At 61.5% G+C, this 15,584-nt stretch carries 14 protein-coding genes; 6 read left to right on the forward strand and 8 right to left on the reverse strand.

Going from position 1 to position 15,584, the window contains the following annotated elements:
- Window positions 1–245 precede the first annotated feature (245 nt).
- Entirely contained in the window at window positions 246–959 is a 714-nt protein-coding gene (locus BRADO_RS24620) for a helix-turn-helix domain-containing protein (protein ID WP_041757710.1), read from the reverse strand.
- 139 nt (window positions 960–1,098) lie between these two features.
- Here BRADO_RS24620 and BRADO_RS24625 point away from each other — a divergent pair, with 139 nt between their 5' ends.
- A complete protein-coding gene (locus tag BRADO_RS24625; protein WP_012028914.1) occupies window positions 1,099–1,416 on the forward strand; it encodes a cytochrome c in 318 nt (105 codons plus the stop codon).
- Between the two features lie 19 nt (window positions 1,417–1,435).
- Here BRADO_RS24625 and BRADO_RS24630 read toward each other — a convergent pair whose 3' ends face one another.
- Genes BRADO_RS24630 through BRADO_RS24640 form a run of 3 tightly spaced genes read right to left on the reverse strand, consistent with a single transcriptional unit; the run spans window position 1,436 to window position 4,457 of the window.
- Entirely contained in the window at window positions 1,436–2,536 is a 1,101-nt protein-coding gene (locus BRADO_RS24630) for an MlaD family protein (protein WP_012028915.1), read from the reverse strand.
- 2 nt (window positions 2,537–2,538) lie between these two features.
- The gene (locus BRADO_RS24635; protein WP_012028916.1) at window positions 2,539–3,318 is read right to left on the reverse strand and encodes an ABC transporter ATP-binding protein; all 780 of its coding nucleotides are present in this window, start codon (window positions 3,316–3,318) and stop codon (window positions 2,539–2,541) included.
- A gap of 2 nt (window positions 3,319–3,320) precedes the next feature.
- On the reverse strand, window positions 3,321–4,457 hold the full coding sequence (locus BRADO_RS24640; protein ID WP_012028917.1) for an ABC transporter permease: 1,137 nt from the start codon (window positions 4,455–4,457) through the stop codon (window positions 3,321–3,323).
- Window positions 4,458–4,621: 164 nt separating this feature from the next.
- On the opposite strand from BRADO_RS24640, the gene BRADO_RS24645 reads away from it, so the two are divergent.
- On the forward strand, window positions 4,622–4,891 hold the full coding sequence (locus tag BRADO_RS24645) for a hypothetical protein (protein ID WP_012028918.1): 270 nt from the start codon (window positions 4,622–4,624) through the stop codon (window positions 4,889–4,891).
- A complete protein-coding gene (locus BRADO_RS24650) occupies window positions 4,892–5,395 on the forward strand; it encodes a phage holin family protein (protein WP_041756916.1) in 504 nt (167 codons plus the stop codon).
- A gap of 30 nt (window positions 5,396–5,425) precedes the next feature.
- Here BRADO_RS24650 and BRADO_RS24655 read toward each other — a convergent pair whose 3' ends face one another.
- The gene (locus BRADO_RS24655) at window positions 5,426–8,119 is read right to left on the reverse strand and encodes a bifunctional acetate--CoA ligase family protein/GNAT family N-acetyltransferase (protein WP_012028920.1); all 2,694 of its coding nucleotides are present in this window, start codon (window positions 8,117–8,119) and stop codon (window positions 5,426–5,428) included.
- A 254-nt stretch (window positions 8,120–8,373) separates the two neighbouring features.
- On the opposite strand from BRADO_RS24655, the gene BRADO_RS24660 reads away from it, so the two are divergent.
- Complete coding sequence (locus tag BRADO_RS24660; RefSeq protein ID WP_012028921.1) at window positions 8,374–9,369, forward strand: zinc-dependent alcohol dehydrogenase family protein; 996 nt, start codon at window positions 8,374–8,376, stop codon at window positions 9,367–9,369.
- Window positions 9,370–9,385: 16 nt separating this feature from the next.
- A complete protein-coding gene (locus BRADO_RS24665) occupies window positions 9,386–10,936 on the forward strand; it encodes a bifunctional aminoglycoside phosphotransferase/ATP-binding protein (RefSeq protein WP_012028922.1) in 1,551 nt (516 codons plus the stop codon).
- 51 nt (window positions 10,937–10,987) lie between these two features.
- Here BRADO_RS24665 and BRADO_RS24670 read toward each other — a convergent pair whose 3' ends face one another.
- Entirely contained in the window at window positions 10,988–12,748 is a 1,761-nt protein-coding gene (locus tag BRADO_RS24670) for an alpha/beta hydrolase (protein WP_012028923.1), read from the reverse strand.
- Between the two features lie 98 nt (window positions 12,749–12,846).
- A complete protein-coding gene (locus BRADO_RS24675; RefSeq protein WP_012028924.1) occupies window positions 12,847–13,209 on the reverse strand; it encodes a hypothetical protein in 363 nt (120 codons plus the stop codon).
- Between the two features lie 159 nt (window positions 13,210–13,368).
- Here BRADO_RS24675 and BRADO_RS24680 point away from each other — a divergent pair, with 159 nt between their 5' ends.
- Complete coding sequence (locus tag BRADO_RS24680; protein ID WP_012028925.1) at window positions 13,369–14,097, forward strand: CBS domain-containing protein; 729 nt, start codon at window positions 13,369–13,371, stop codon at window positions 14,095–14,097.
- 52 nt (window positions 14,098–14,149) lie between these two features.
- On the opposite strand, the gene BRADO_RS24685 is transcribed toward BRADO_RS24680, so the two are convergent.
- Window positions 14,150–15,433, reverse strand: coding sequence for a CaiB/BaiF CoA-transferase family protein (locus tag BRADO_RS24685; protein WP_012028926.1), 1,284 nt, complete (start codon window positions 15,431–15,433; stop codon window positions 14,150–14,152).
- Window positions 15,434–15,584: the final 151 nt, after the last annotated feature.

The raw sequence follows: 15,584 nt of genomic DNA on the forward strand, positions 1-15,584 counted from the left end.
GCCGGTGACCCAAGCCGTTGCAACCGACGGTCCGTTCTGTCAGGCGCGATGCTTGGTCTGGGCATCAGCCCAGAGCAGAACGACCGCGAATGCGACAAAAACCCCCACGACCGCGACGCTGACCATCATGGCATCGAATGGCATGTCTCTCTCCCCTTTTTAGAGTTGAGACATTGTTCCCGGCGGCAGCTCTTCAGTCTTTGACCAGGATCAATGCAGGCCGAGGATCCCAGGCGAGCACCGTATCAGGCTGCTGCCAATGCCTCCGCACGCGCCGAATCCCGCAGCGACACCCCTCCGGGGAGGATCGCAATAACCCCATCCCGCTCCAGTTTGGTGAAGGTCCGGCTGACCGTCTCGATGGTCAGGCCAAGATAATCAGCGATGTCCTGCCGACTCATCGGCAGCGGTACTATATTAGAGGGTCCCCGCAGTTCGACCAGGCGATCTCTCCAGCCGACGAGGAAGGTTGCAACCTTCTCTTCGGCTGAGCGGCGGCCCAGCAGCACCATGTGATCGCGCGCCTGGTTGAGCTCCTGCACGGCCAGTTCATTCATCCGCCGCAGAAGGTTTGGCTTGTCCTCGGCAAACCGGCCAAACGGCACCTTGGCAAATTGACAGACCGTGACCGGGCCGATCGCATCGGCCGAAAACCCATGCCGCTCCTCAGTCGTCATGCCGACGAAATCGCCGGGCAGCACGAACCCGACGATCTGCCTGCGGCCATCGGGGAGGAGCTTGTAGAGCCTCATGACTCCGTCGAGCAGATTGTAAAAGAAAGACGACGTGTCCTCCTGAGCGAAAACCGTCTCGCAGGATGCAAAGTTCACGCGGCGGCTCAGATGCTCGAATTCCCGCATCTCGAACTGATCCAGGGACGCGCAGACGCTGAATCCTCGTACGGCACAATCCGCACAGCCCTGCCCATGCAAATCGACTGCAACCAGAGACGTCTTCATACAGAGCTCCGCAAGGCCACACGCAAAGGAGAATGGCGGCATTCTACCGGATGCGCGGAGTTCCAGTTGATTCAAATCAAATGAGGGGATGATCCGGGCCCTATCGTGACAGAAACGGCTCGTACGATGGACGTGACACATGCGGCGCCCGGCTTTTTGCGCTCTTCTTATGACCCTCTCGCTGGCCGCTCCGACATTTGCGGCATCGACGCCGGAGCAACGGGGGCGCGTGTACGCCAAGACTCATTGTGCACGCTGCCATGCCATCAGCCGAACGGGAGAAAGTCCGTTCAAGCCGGCTCCTCCATTCAGAACGCTGCACTTGCATTATCCGATCGAAACACTGGGCGAGGCTCTTGCCGAGGGCATCGTCACCGGGCATCCGGCCATGCCGCAGTTCGAGCTGACACCGCCTGAGATCAACGATCTCCTGTCGTATCTGAAGAGCCTGGAATAGGTCAGGCTTCTGACTGGTTCTAGAGCGATTGGACAGTCCAGGCGAGGATTGACTTGGCCAGCCGGCCGAAGGCCTGGTCAAAGGCAGCAACAGCGTCGGCAGGATTGATCTGGCCGACGGGCTGACTTTCGTCGAACAGCCGCGACGCGATGATCTTGCCGCTCTTGTCAACCAGGCGAGCCGAAAGACCAATGTCCGCGACCGCCGTTGCGTCGACATTGATTCGGAAGCGCCGGACATCGATCAACAGTTGCACGTCCGGTTGTCCGAGGTCCGAGGCGCGCAACGGCGCGTGAGCAACATCGTAGTTCTCGAACGTATCGATCAGCCGCGCCTGCAGCAATTTCGGGATGCTGTCCGCCCACAGCACATCGCCAAACCCGGGATAATCCTTGGCCGGCGAAAACAGCATGCGCTGGGTTTGCAGCATCGCGACAGCCGTCGGCTCGGGGATCGCGAGTTGCCCCTTGATGGTCTTGTTCACCGGACCGAGATCGCGCGGCGCCGTGAGATCGTAGGTCACCTTTTGGGCCGGAGCGCCGCCGCCCGTCATCTTCTCGAGACCCGAGACGATCCCGTCCAATTTGCCGGTGTTGCGCGCGAGGCCGTCCGAAAAGGTCTTGAGGTTGGCAATCGTGTCCTTGAGCGGGCCGGCATTCTCGGCGAGCACCGCATCGACGCGGCGAAGGGCATCGCGCGCCGCCTGCGTCATGCTCTGGCCAGCGCCGGGCTCCGCCATCAACGTCGACCCAGGAGCCGCCGCCGTCAGCGATCCCGCCTCCAACGCAACGACCGGAACGCCTGTCAGGCCCTGGAATTCAAGTCCCACCTTGGTGTCGGTTCGCACAGGAGTACTCGACGCGACCGAGATGGTGGCATTGACACGCCGCGGATTATCCGGCGCCAGACCGAGTTCGGTGACTTCGCCAACCCGGATTCCGTTGAACAGCACGGCGGCACCGACCAGCAGACCAGGAACGGATCCTTCAAACTGCACATGATAGGTCGTCCGTGGTCCAAGGCCTCCCGTGTTGTTGAGCCAGTACACGAAACCAAAGATCGCAACGATCGCGGCCAGCACGAACCCGCCGATCACAGCGAATGGCGCACGCGTTTCCATGTTCAATTCACCTTCGGTTGCAGCATCTGGGACCGCTTGCCGTGGAAATAGGCCTTGACCCAAGGATGCTCGGACCGGAGCAGATCGGGCATCGGACCGATCGCAACGATCTTGCCGTCAGCCAAGGCTGCCACGCGGTCACAAACGGTATTCAGACTGGCCAAATCGTGCGTCACCATGAACACCGTCAAGCCCAGCGTCTGCTGCAGCGTCTTGATCAGCGCATCGAAATCGCCGGCGGAAATCGGATCGAGCCCGGAGGTCGGCTCGTCGAGAAACACGATCGCCGGATCGAGTGCGAGGGCTCGGGCCAGCGCGGCGCGCTTGGTCATGCCGCCGGAGAGTTCGGCCGGAAATTTGTCCCCATCCTCGGCGCGCAGCCCGACCATTTCGAGCTTGGCGATCGCAATCTCATCCATGAGGCTCGGCGACATCTGCAGGTTTTCGCGCAGTGGAAATTGAACGTTCTGCTTCACCGTCAGCGACGAAAACAGAGCGCCCTGCTGGAACAGGATGCCCCAACGCGTCGCCACGTCCTGCGTGGCGCGTTCGTCCGCGCGACCGAGCGGGATTCCCATCACCTCGATGGTCCCGCTGCGGCGAGGGATGAGTCCGATGATCGTCCGCATCAGAACCGATTTGCCGCCGCCCGACGCCCCGACCAGCCCGAGAATTTCGCCCCGGCGGACCTCGAGGGATAATTGATTGAGAACGATCTGCCGGCCAAATCCGACGACAAGATCAGTAACGCGGATTGCGCTCGAGACGCCGCGATCATCCATTGCTACATTCCAATGGACGCAAAGAAGATGGCGAAGAGGCCGTCGAGCACGATCACCAGGAAGATGGACTTCACGACCGACGTCGTGGTCTGCTGTCCCAGCGACTCGGCGCTGCCCTTGACCCGCAAGCCCTCGCTGCAGGCAACGATGCCGATCACCAGCGCCATGAAGGGCGCCTTCAACATGCCCACTTCAAAATGCGTGACCGAAATTGCCTCATGTAAGCGCGCGATGAAGATCGGCGGTCCCATGCCGCCATAGAGCTGAGCAACCAGTCCTCCGCCATAGAGCGCTGCCATCGACCCGATGAAGGCGAGAATGGGCAAGGTCAGAATCAGCGCCACGATACGCGGCAGGATCAGCACCTCTACCGGATCGAGCCCCATCGTCACCAGTGCATCGATCTCCTCGCGCATCTTCATCGATCCGATTTCGGCGGTGTATGCGCTTCCCGACCGGCCAGCCACCATGATCGCAACGATCAGGACGCCAAGCTCACGAAGAACCAGAATTCCGACCATGTCGACCACGTAGGATTCGGCACCGAACCGTCTGAAGTGGAAGATGCCCTGCTGAGCAATGATCGCGCCGATCAGGAATGTGATCAGCACCACGATCGGAATGGCCTGCCATCCGATCCGGTACATCTGATAGACGAGCGACGTGACGCGCAGCGACCGTGGGCGGCGCAACGTTCGCACCAACGCAAACGACAACGCCGCCAGCATGTCCAGGAAAATGGTGACGTCCTTCGCCGCTCCCATCGTCGAGCGGCCGAGATCGGTAAGCCTTGCCACGATCGGATTGGGCCGGGGCGCCGGCGCGATCTCTCGCCGATTGACCTGTCGAACTTCGTCTACGAGGCCGCTATAGCTCGCGGCGACACCCGTCATCTCGACCCGGCGGCCACCAACGCCCGCTCTGCGACTGAGCTTCTCAATCAGCCAGGCGCCGACGGTATCGATCTCGCTGACTGATCCGAGGTCGAGCCTCACGATGCCGGCATGGCCGAGCTTCGCGCAAGCAGAACCGGTCAGGCTTTCAAGCTGGGTCACATTGCGAGACACCCAGGACCCACTGGCACGGAGCTCGAGTACCTCTTCCGTCGCCTCGGCGATCAATCCTGGACGAGAATCCAACTGAATGTCTCCTTGCTCCGCGCTGCCCGGGGGCATCACCCGTTCCTAGATCCCATCGATCTACCCGGCTTGATATGCATCAAGCACGCAGCTCGCGACCTGTTGACCGAAATCAAGCTCCGCCGCGCAGCCGATTCTACAATGAATCCATGATGAGACCAAATATGGCGATTGACCCTGCTCTTCTCAGGAAAGAGCTCGATGCTCTGACGCGCGAGCTTAGTCAGTTGTTGGGAGATCGCAGCAGACGTCAGAATGGCCTCGACAGCTCGCCGATCCTGGAGCCGGTCGCCGCGGCCATCAGCGCTCTGGGCGCTGGTCTGAGCAACACAGACGTTGAACTCGAACGATTGGTCCGGAAGCGTCCGATCACGGCAACACTTGCCGCATTTTCGGTCGGCATGGTCGTCGGCTTCATACTGCGGAGAAGCTAAGTGGATACGGACAACGTCGCTAAGCATTTGCGCGTCCTCTTGCGGACCGACCGCGCCATCGCCGAGATCAGGCTTCGGCATCTGCTCGCCGGACTAGGTTTGCGCGCTTTCGCCGCACTGATTGCCGTCTTTGGCCTTCTGATGCTCGAACTGGCTGCCTATCTTGCACTGGTTCAGGTGACATCAGCGGTTCTGGCGGCCGCTGCGCTCGGCTTCGGCAATTTCGTCATTGCCGCCGTTTTGCTGACTGTTGCCTCCGGCGCCCCCTCGGGTCGCGAATTGGAGCTCGCCAACGAAATCCACTCCGCGTCCATGGACGCTCTCCAGCTGGAGGCGCGCTCCCTGCAAACGCAGATCTCGAGCGTGGTCAACCATCCGCTCAACAGCCTCATTCCTCTCCTCATCGTCCCGCTGGCAACGATGATCCTCAAATCGCTTCGTTCGCACGCCTCGTCCATGAGCGATCCGGCGAGTCCACCATCCGATGGCCCGCCCGCGACTTGACCGCTTTGCCGCCTCGGCTGAACGAGTCGCCTAAAGTCTCAGCTTCACGTTGCAGAGATCGCGCTCGGTCGGATCGGTCTTGACCTCGAAGCCGAGATTTCTGCACATTTCCAGCATGACGATGTTCTCCTGCAGCACATCGCCGGAGATCATTTTGAGGCCCTCCGCCTTGGCATATTCGATGATCAGTTGCATCAAGGCCCAGCCAAGTCCCCTCCCTTTCAGATCCGATCGCAACAAAATGGCGTACTCTCCGCTCTCATAGATCGAGTCGGAGTGAATCCTGACGACGCCGACCAGCTCATTTGTCGCTTCGTCGAGCGCGACAAAGGCCATTGCGCGCGCATAATCGAGCTGGGTGAGGCGCGCGATGAACTCGTGAGTGAACTCTTTCATCGGGGCAAAGAACCGCAAGCGCAGGTCCTCGGGCGTGACATGCTTGAGGAGCTCATGGATGATCGGTTCGTCCTCGGGCCGGATCGGCCGTGCAAAGATGCGCCAGCCATCCTTGACCTGGAGATGCCGCTCCCATTGGGACGGATAGGGCCGGACAGCAAAATTGGCCGGACCCGCTCCTTTGAATTTCCGTGGAACCCTGCCGACTGCGACACGCGCATCGACCGCCATGACGCCGCTCTCGTCAGCCAATAACGGATTGATGTCGAGTTCGCGAATCTCAGGCACGTCGGCTGCGAGTTGCGCTAGCTTGACCAGGACCATCGCAACCGCGTCTGGCTTGACCGCCGGCACGTCCCGATAGGCCCGCAGCAATCGGGAGACCCGCGTGCGCTCGATCAAGTTGCGCGCGAGATGCAGGTCGAGCGGAGGCAAGCCAAGTGCCTTGTCGTTGATGACCTCGACGGCGGTGCCGCCGCGGCCAAACACGATGACCGTCCCAAAGGTCGGGTCATCGGCAATGCCCATGATCAGTTCCCGTGCCTTGGCGCGCACGACCATGGCCTGTACGATCACACCCGAAATCCGAGCGTCGGGCCGGACCGCCTTGGCGCGCGCCATGATCTCGTGGGCTGCCTTGCGGACAGCTTCTGCGGTGGTCAGATTGAGAACGACACCGCCGACGTCCGACTTGTGAACGATGTCGCGTGACAGGATCTTGAGCACGACGGTCGCGCCCTGAGCAAAGAGCTGGTTTGCATAGGCAACCGCCTCGTCAACCGAACTCGCGGCGAAGGTCGGAACCATCGCAATATCGTAGGCTTCCAGCAGTCGGCTGATCTCGACCGGGTCGAGCCAGGTTCGTCCGTCGGCGAGCGCTGAGGTCACGATGTTACGAGCGGCCTCGACGTCGGGCGCAAATGAGCTCGGCATCGCCGGCGGCACTGCCGCGAGCGACTCGACGACCTCCCGGTGGCGGACCAGATGCATGAAGCCGCGAACGGCGTCATCTTCGGTGGGATAATTCGGAATGCCCGCGCCGCTCAAGGATTCGATGACCTGCTGCTCAGCGCCGACCCATGCCGCGAGCACCGGCTTGGCCCAACGCCGGTGCTGTTTGCGATAAGCGCTGACAAACTCGGTGACGGCCGAGGCAATCTCACTTGCGGACGCAATCGCAGTCTGCACATTCATCACGAGAATGGCGTCGTTCGCCTGGTCTGCCAGAAGCGCCTCGAGCACGGTCGTATAGCGGGCTGCATCGGCATCGCCGACGATATCGACAGGATTGGACCCCGACCAGGTTGGCGGCAGTACCGCGTCGAGCCGGTCGTGAACGGACGGTGACAGCAGCGCTGGGATACCCCCGAGTTCGACCAGCCTATCGATTGCGAGCACACCGATTCCGCCGCCATTCGTGAGAATCGCGAGACTCTTGCCAGTGGGCGACTCCACGCGCCCCAATGTCTCGGCGCAGTCGAACAGCTCGCGCAGATCGGAGACGCGCAGAACGCCGGCACGACGAAACGCCGCTTCATAGACCGCATCGGCTCCCGCGAGCGCGCCCGTGTGAGTTGCAGCGGCCTTGGCCCCCACAGCGCCACGGCCCGACTTCACCACGACGACCGGCTTGACCCTGGCCGCGGCTCGCGCCGCCGACATGAATTTACGCGCATCCTTGACGGCTTCGATGTAGAGAAGGATCGCGCGAGTGCCGCCATCCAGGGCAAAGTGATCCAGGAGGTCCGCCAGATCGACATCCAACTGATCGCCGATCGAGACGATGCCGGAAAAACCGACGCCGCGCTGAGCTGCCCAGTCGACCATTCCGGCAGCGATCGCGCCGGACTGCGAAATCAAGGCAAGGTTGCCTGCAACGGGCATGTGAGCGGAGAAACTGGCGTTGAGCTTGATGGTCGGCATCATGATGCCAAGGCAATTTGGCCCGACCAGACGCATGCCGTGTTTCTGCGCCGCTCGCTCGGCCTGATCGGCCACAGAGCCATCTCCATGCCCAAGCCCGGATGTGATGATGAGCGCCCCGGCGGTGCCCAGGGCGCCCGCACGCTCGATCAGATCCGGAATCGAGGCCGGCGGTGTCGTGATGACAATGATTTCCGGTACGAACGACAAGTCAGCGAGGCTTGCCACGGCGGCGACCCCGGCGATCTCCTTGTGTCGTGAATTGACCAGCCCAAGCTTTCCCTCGAAGCGCGCCTTGACGATATTGTCGAGAATGGCTCGTCCCACCGAGTTCTGCCGCGGACTGCCTCCGACCAAGGCGATCGAGCGAGGCAAAAGCAGGTTCCGCAAACGGTACGTCGACATGTCGCTATCCATCAGCCCGCGGACGGCGGCCAATTCCCGCACAGGCATCTTAGTTTCAATCCGCCGCGGGTCCAGCGCGACTTATCATCTCAAGCAGACACAGCGGTGACACGGCTCCGTTCCAGGAGCATGCCCTCGCCCGCCGCCTTCACGTCTGATAGTCTGCGGACGTCGCTGAGCACCTTGAGGAACATCAAACCGGTGCGCCCCGGGTTGGCTTATGCGATCGGCCACAAGTCTCCAGGAGAGCCTCGATGCACGCGATGGTGTTGCAAAAACCGGGGGGACCTCTTCGACTTGAGACGCTTGCCGATCCTGAGCCGCGTCCTGGTGAGATTCGGGTCCGGGTCAGCGCGTGCGGTGTCTGCCGCACCGATCTGCATCTTCTCGATGGCGAACTGCCCGACATCGTCTATCCGATCATTCCGGGTCACGAGATCGTCGGCCACATCGACCGTATCGGAGCAGGCGTCACGACGCATCGGCTTGGGACACGGGTCGGAATTCCCTGGCTGGGCCACACCTGTGGACTCTGCCCCTTCTGCGCGCGTGGAATGGAGAATCTCTGCGACGCGCCCGGATTGACCGGCTACACGCGCCATGGCGGATACGCCACGCACGCCGTTGCCGATGCGAGTTATGCGTTCCCGCTAGAAGGTCTGGGCGACGACGTCGCCGCTGCACCCTTGCTGTGCGCCGGCCTGATCGGCTGGCGATCGCTGGTCATGGCCGGCGACGCAGAGCACTTGGGCATCTTCGGTTTCGGAGCCGCAGGTCATATCGTCGTCCAAGTCGCCCGCTGGCAGGGGCGCAAGGTCTATGCGTTCACCCGACGAGACGATCGGACCGCGCAGGATCTCGCGCTCCAACTCGGTGCGACATGGGCGGGTCCGTCCGACGCGCGTCCTGATGTTCCACTGGACGCGGCCATTATTTATGCGCCTGCCGGTGAGCTTGTCCCCGCCGCATTGAAAGCGGTGCGGAAGGGTGGTCGGGTCGTGTGCGCGGGCATCCACATGAGCGAGATTCCGAGCTTCCCCTACTCGCTTCTCTGGGGCGAACGTCACGTGATGTCTGTTGCCAACCTGACTCGACAGGATGGTCTGGATTTCCTGCGTGTCGCTCGTGAGGCGCAGATCCGCACTCACACGACGCCGTATCCACTGACCGATGCGAATGATGTTCTGAACCGCTTGAGGCACGGCGACGTTCTCGGGGCCGCCGTTCTCGTTCCGGACTTCGGATTCTGATGCAAGAGCTGCGGCCATGACCTCATCGTCCGATCAGGATCTCGTCTTCGCCTTCCTGGGCGACACCGATCGCCATGCGGACGTCCGCAGGATCGACACCCACGCAGCTTCGGTTTTCCTGTTCGGCAAACGCGCCTTCAAGATCAAGCGGGCGATCCGGCTGCCGTTTCTCGACTATTCGACGCTCGCGCTCCGGCACGCCGCCTGCACGAAGGAGTTGGAGATCAACCGCCCGTTCGCACCCGACATCTACCTGCGCGTGGTCCCGATCACCCGTGCGGCGGACGGATCGCTCGATATCGATGGATCCGGTGCCCCTATCGAATATGCCGTCGAGATGCGTCGCTTCGACGATAACAATACGCTCGATCACCTCGCACGCCGAGGCGAGCTGACCGCTAGATTGGCCGACGATCTGGCTGAGACGGTCGCAGCCTCGCATCGAGTCGCAGCAGAAGTCCCGCCTGACTCGTGGATCAGGAGTATCCCGCGTTGGATCGACGCTTTCCTTGAGAGCTTCGAATCCAACCCGCGGATGGCGCGGATCGAAATCGAGGAGCTCCGCGAACTCTGCCATGCGGCGCTGTCCCGGCTCACGCCAATTCTGGAGCATCGCGTCGAAAAGGGTTATGTCCGGCGCTGTCATGGTGACCTTCATCTGGCAAATATCGTGGTGATCGACCAAAGACCGGTGCTGTTCGACGCCATCGAGTTCGATGATAGCATCGCTACGATCGACATTCTCTACGACCTCGCGTTTCCGCTGATGGATATGCTGTACTTCGATCTGCCGGTTGCGGCCAATCATCTCCTGAATCGTTATCTGTCGATAGCCGCCTCGGACCAGATCGATGGCTTGATACTGTTACCTCTGTTCATGACGATTCGCGCCGCCATCCGCGCACAGGTCTTCCTGGCAAAGCTCGATCGTGGCGACACCGATCATACCGATCCCGACGGCTCCGCAACGTTCGAGACTGCCACGCGTTATTTCCAGCTTGCGCGGCAGCTTATTCGGCCATCGGCTCCGATGCTGATTGCCGTCGGCGGGCTCTCAGGAACCGGCAAATCGGCCCTGGCAAGAGCGCTGGCACCTATCCTGAAGCCGCGACCGGGAGCGATCGTTGTCCGCAGCGACGTGCTGCGCAAACATTTATTTGGCGTCGCCGAAACCGAGCGACTGCCCCAAAAGGCCTATTCGCCCGACGCGAGCTTACGAGTCTATCATGAACTGACGAAAACAGCAGCTCGTGTGCTGGCGCAGGGTTTCGCGGTCGTGGTCGACGCTGTGTTTGCAAAACACGATGAGCGAGAGGAGATCCGGACACTGGCGACCCGGCAGAACGTGCCCTTCGCCGGCCTCTTTCTCGTTGCCGACCTCCGCATCCGACAAGAGCGGATAGAGGGACGAGTCAACGACGCTTCCGATGCAACCAGCGCGATTGCGCAGGATCAGGAACGCTATGACATCGGAATGCTGGATTGGCTCCGCGTGGACGCGTCCGGAACGCCAGAATCCACGCTGGACAAAAGCCTGTCAGTGTTGCGGATCGGCAGGTCAGACTGAGGCTTCTGGACTCATGGCCAAACCCGTGGCGAACTGTGCCGAAGGACGACCTCACGTGTGCACATACTCGCCTGGCGCGTCCCCAAGCTCATGTCCGTCATCCGTTCCAAGTCGCGGCGGAATAGTCAGCGCTTCCGAATGTTGAGCAAGCCAGCTGATCCATGTCGGCCACCAGGATCCCTCTATGTGCGGGGATGTGCTCTGCCATTCGTCGGGCCCGAGATAGGGCTCATCGGCCGCCTTGGTGCGTACCTGATGCGAATGTCCCTGCTCATCGGGCGGCGCGACGATGCCTGCATTGTGACCGCCACTTGCCAGGACGAACGTGACGTTGGCATCCACCTCGTAATGGATCTTGTACGTCGATTTCCACGGCGCGACGTGGTCGCGCAGCGTTCCGACGACGAACATCGGCGTGTGGATGTCGGAGAGAGACACCGGCTTCCCCTGAACGCGATACCGTCCCTCGGCCAGATCGTTGTTCAGAAACAGCTTGCGCAGGTATTCAGAGTGCATCCGATACGGAAGCCGTGTCGCGTCGGCATTCCATGCCATCAGATCGCTCGGATGAGCCCGCTCGCCGAGCAGATAGTCGCGCGAAACGCGTGACCAGATCAGATCGTTGGATCGCAGCAACTGGAACGCTCCAGCCATCTGCGTCGTATCGAGATAGCCGCGCTCCCACATCATGTCTTCAAGGAAGGCGACCTGACTTTCGTTGATGAAGAGAGTGAGCTCTCCCGCTTCGGTGAAATCGGTCTGTGCGGCAAACAACGTGATCGTCTTCAAACGGGTATCACCCTCGCGCGCCATCGCAGCCGCAGTGATCGAGAGCAGCGTGCCTCCGAGGCAGTAGCCGGCCGCATGAACCGGCGCATTCGGAACGATTTTCCCGATTTCGTCCAAGGCCGCCATGACACCGGTCGAGCGATAGTCGTCGAAGGCTATATCGCGATCTCTGGCGCCCGGATTGCGCCAGGAGATCATGAACACCGTGAAGCCCTGGTCCGTCAGATACCTGACCAACGAGTTGTAGTGCGACAGGTCGAGAATGTAGTATTTCATGATCCAGGCCGGCACGATCAGGATCGGCTCGGGACGCACCTGCCGGGTCGTCGGCGCGTATTGTATCAGCTCGATCAACCGATTGCGGAGCACGATCTTGCCGGGCGCCGTCGCAACCGTCTGACCGGGCAAGAACTCGGCTTTTTCCGACGTTCTTCCCGGCTGCAAGACCTGCATGAGATCGGCGAGCCAATTCTGCCAGCCGAAGACGAGGTTTTCGCCGCCGGTCTGGAAAGTTTTTTCCACGACCTCGGGGTTCGTCACTGCAAAGTTGGACGGGGCGAACATGTCGAGCAGCTGACGGACCGAGAAGTCGACCACGGCTTCGTTGGCCGGATTGACACCGCGAATGTTCGTCGTGGCCTTGTGCCACCAATCTTCGCCGAGCAGGAAGGCCTGGGCAAACAGGTTGAACGGCTGCATACCCCATTGCGGCTTGGAAAATCGGTGATCATTGGCCTGCGGCTTGATCAGGTCCCAGGGACCACGGTTGGGATCGGCGAAATGGAGCGACCGTTCGGCGAGTTGCGTTACGCCATCCCACGCGCGACGCACATTGTCGAGCTGCCGCTGGGGGGCGGCCGCCAGATGGCACGCCCAGTCCAGGTAAGCCATCGACAACGCTGCCGGGGAGATTCCGCCGGTCACGCGGGCAAGAACCGCGCTGAAGGCCTTGTCGAGTTCGTGATCCTCGCGCCCAAACTCTCCGCCGACATCGTCCTGAGCGAGCAGCCTGACATCAGTCACGCCGAGGTGACCGCCGGCTGCCGGAGATATTTCGACGATGCTCGTCTGCCCGCGCTGATTCTGTTCTTCGCGATCCGAACGAGATACACTCGTACTCTTCAATTCTGCCACCGTTGCCCCATGAGATTTACACTGGCATCGATCAGGCGCTGTCCGTGCCTGAAAAGGCGGTCGCAATCCCTCCTGATGAAGTCAAGCTGATGCTGTCCACATTCCTGGACCATTGTCTGTATGCCCTTGACGGAATGCACGCCGGCCAGTTTCGATACGAACTCGGCGAGCAGATGTGTTTCCGTCCGCGTACGATCCAGCAGCTCGTTGCTGGCGAACAGCATCTCCTCAAGGACAATCTGCTGGGACCCGATCAGCAGCTCGAGTGCGTGCTTGTTGGACAGCGCGACACGTTCGGTGAGCTGGGCCGTTTCCTCGGCCACGGCATTGGCGCTGGCGAGCTCGGACATGGCACCGCTCCTCTTGCTGGATGGTGATGTCTGTTAGCCCGCGGGCGGTGCCTCGTCCTTGAGCTGCATCAAGAACCGGCAAGCTGCTCTTTGACCTGGGTCAATTCAGGACGTGACCGGTGGACTACCGTTGTCTGACCCACGGCACTGGAGTTCCCCATGCGCGCCCATCAGATCATGACCCGTCCTGTCATCACCGTCACGCCGGATACCTCGATTGTGGATGCGGCCAACATCATGCTTCAGCGCCATGTCAGCGGCCTTCCGGTGGTCGATGCAAGCGGCAAGCTGGTGGGCGTCGTCTCGGAGGGAGACTTCATCCGTCGGACCGAAATCGGTACCGGACGTAAGCGCGGCCGCTGGCTTCGCTTCATCCTGGGTCCCGGGAAGTCGGCCGCCGATTTCGTCCATGAGCACGGCCGCAAAGTCTCGGAGGTCATGACGAGGTCTCCCCTGACCATCACGGAGGACGCCGCGCTGGCTGAAATCGTGGAGATCATGGAAAAGAATCACGTGAAGCGATTGCCGGTGGTCAAGGGCGACCAGGTGGTCGGGATCGTCTCACGGGCTAACCTGCTGCAGGCCGTCGCCTCGCTGGGCCGGCAGGTTCCCGATCCGACCGCCGACGACGATCACATCCGCGACCGCGTGATCGACATGATGGAGAAGAACGATTGGTGTCCGTTCGGCTTGTCGGTCATCGTCAAGGACGGGATCGTTCATCTGAGCGGCGTCATCACCGAGGAACGCTCTCGGCAGGCGGCCGTCGTCGCAGCTGAAAATATCGCTGGGGTCCGCAAGGTTCACGACCATCTGTGCTGGGTCGACACGATGTCCGGCATGTACCTGAATTCGCCGGAAGACGAGGACATGGCGAAGGCGAGCTGAGGATCAAACGTCGGCCGCATGAACCAGTCGGTCGATCGCCGGCGTTGGCCAGCTATTTGTCAGTCGGCTGACCTTGGATAGCCGGGGCGTCCGGACCGAAGGCGCCCCGATCGCGAAGCGCTTCGATCTCCTGCTCGGAGTATCCCAGCCTGTCACGTAGAACAGTAGCCGTGTGCTCGCCGAGCCGCGGCGCCGCTCGGGGCGTGACGGCGGGCGTCATCTGCATGCTGATCGCTGGCTCGATATTGGGTACGGCACCTGCCGTCATGTGTGGGATGCGACAGATCCGGTTGCGCTCTCGCACCTCTGGCGCGCCGAAGGCCTGTGCCACCGTTCGGACGCGGCCGACGGGGACCCCGGCATCGTTCATCCGCGAGATCCACACCTCCATCTGCTTGGCCGCAAAGATGTCGGCGAGGATACCACGCAGTTGGGCGCGGTTGCTCCAGCGTGCTTTCCTCGTCGCGAAGCGCGGATCGCTCAGCAGATCCGGGCGCTCGAGCACCTCGGCGACCAGCCGATGGTAGAGCCGATCGTTGGCGCAGGCCACATAGAGCGGACCATCCGACGCTTCGAACACACCGACCGTCGGCGAATCGTTCGGCGAGTTTCCAGTGCGCGTGGGATTCACGCCGCTCATCAGATAAGCCATTCCAGAAAAGCCTGTCAGCGCCAGAGCCGTGTCGAACAAGGCCACCTCGACGTGCTGCCCCCGGCCGAGCCGTTGTCGTGCCGCAAGCGCCAGCAGGATGGCATTGCAGGCCGACATGCCGGTAGCGAAGTCGACGATGGGGGGACCTGTCCGCACTGGTGGACCATCGGGAAAACCGTTGAGCGACATGAAACCGCTTTCGGCCTGGGTGATCGGATCGAAACCCGATCGCCACGCAAACGGACCGGTGCGTCCATAGGCCGAGATCGAGCAATAGATCAGGCTCGGATTGGCGCTCGACACCGTCGGATAGTCCAGACCATGCTTCTCCATGACATGCGACGAAAAATTCTCCACGACGACATCGGCCTTGGCGATGAGCGCGCGCGCAATATTTCTCGCTTCCGGAGTCGTGAGGTCCAGCACCATCCCTTGCTTGTTGCGGTTGAGGCTGAGAAAAGCTGCGCTTTCGCCACCGAGCTCGGCATGCTCGTAGGCCCGCGTGTCATCTCCCTTGATCGGCTGCTCGATCTTGATCACCTCGGCACCGAAGTCCGCCAAGGTTTGCGTACACGCCGGCCCGGCCACCACGCGCGTGAAATCGATCACGAGCAGGCCAGCCAAAGCTGCCGGCGCATCAGCCGGGCGCGGGTTGCGGTCCTGTAGCGCGACCTGAATGGGCATTGAGGTTCCCTTCCCTTGTCGATCGTCTCAAGCGATCGTTGGCCGGCGGATGGACGCGGTTGCGCGAGCCTCCCCCGGAGCACGGTGACTTGAATCATCGCATAACAATAGCCCGGCCGACAATTCGGCTCACCTCGCCTTTCCTGCTGCA

It is taken from the genome of Bradyrhizobium sp. ORS 278 (assembly GCF_000026145.1).
Classification (GTDB): Bacteria; Pseudomonadota; Alphaproteobacteria; order Rhizobiales; family Xanthobacteraceae; genus Bradyrhizobium.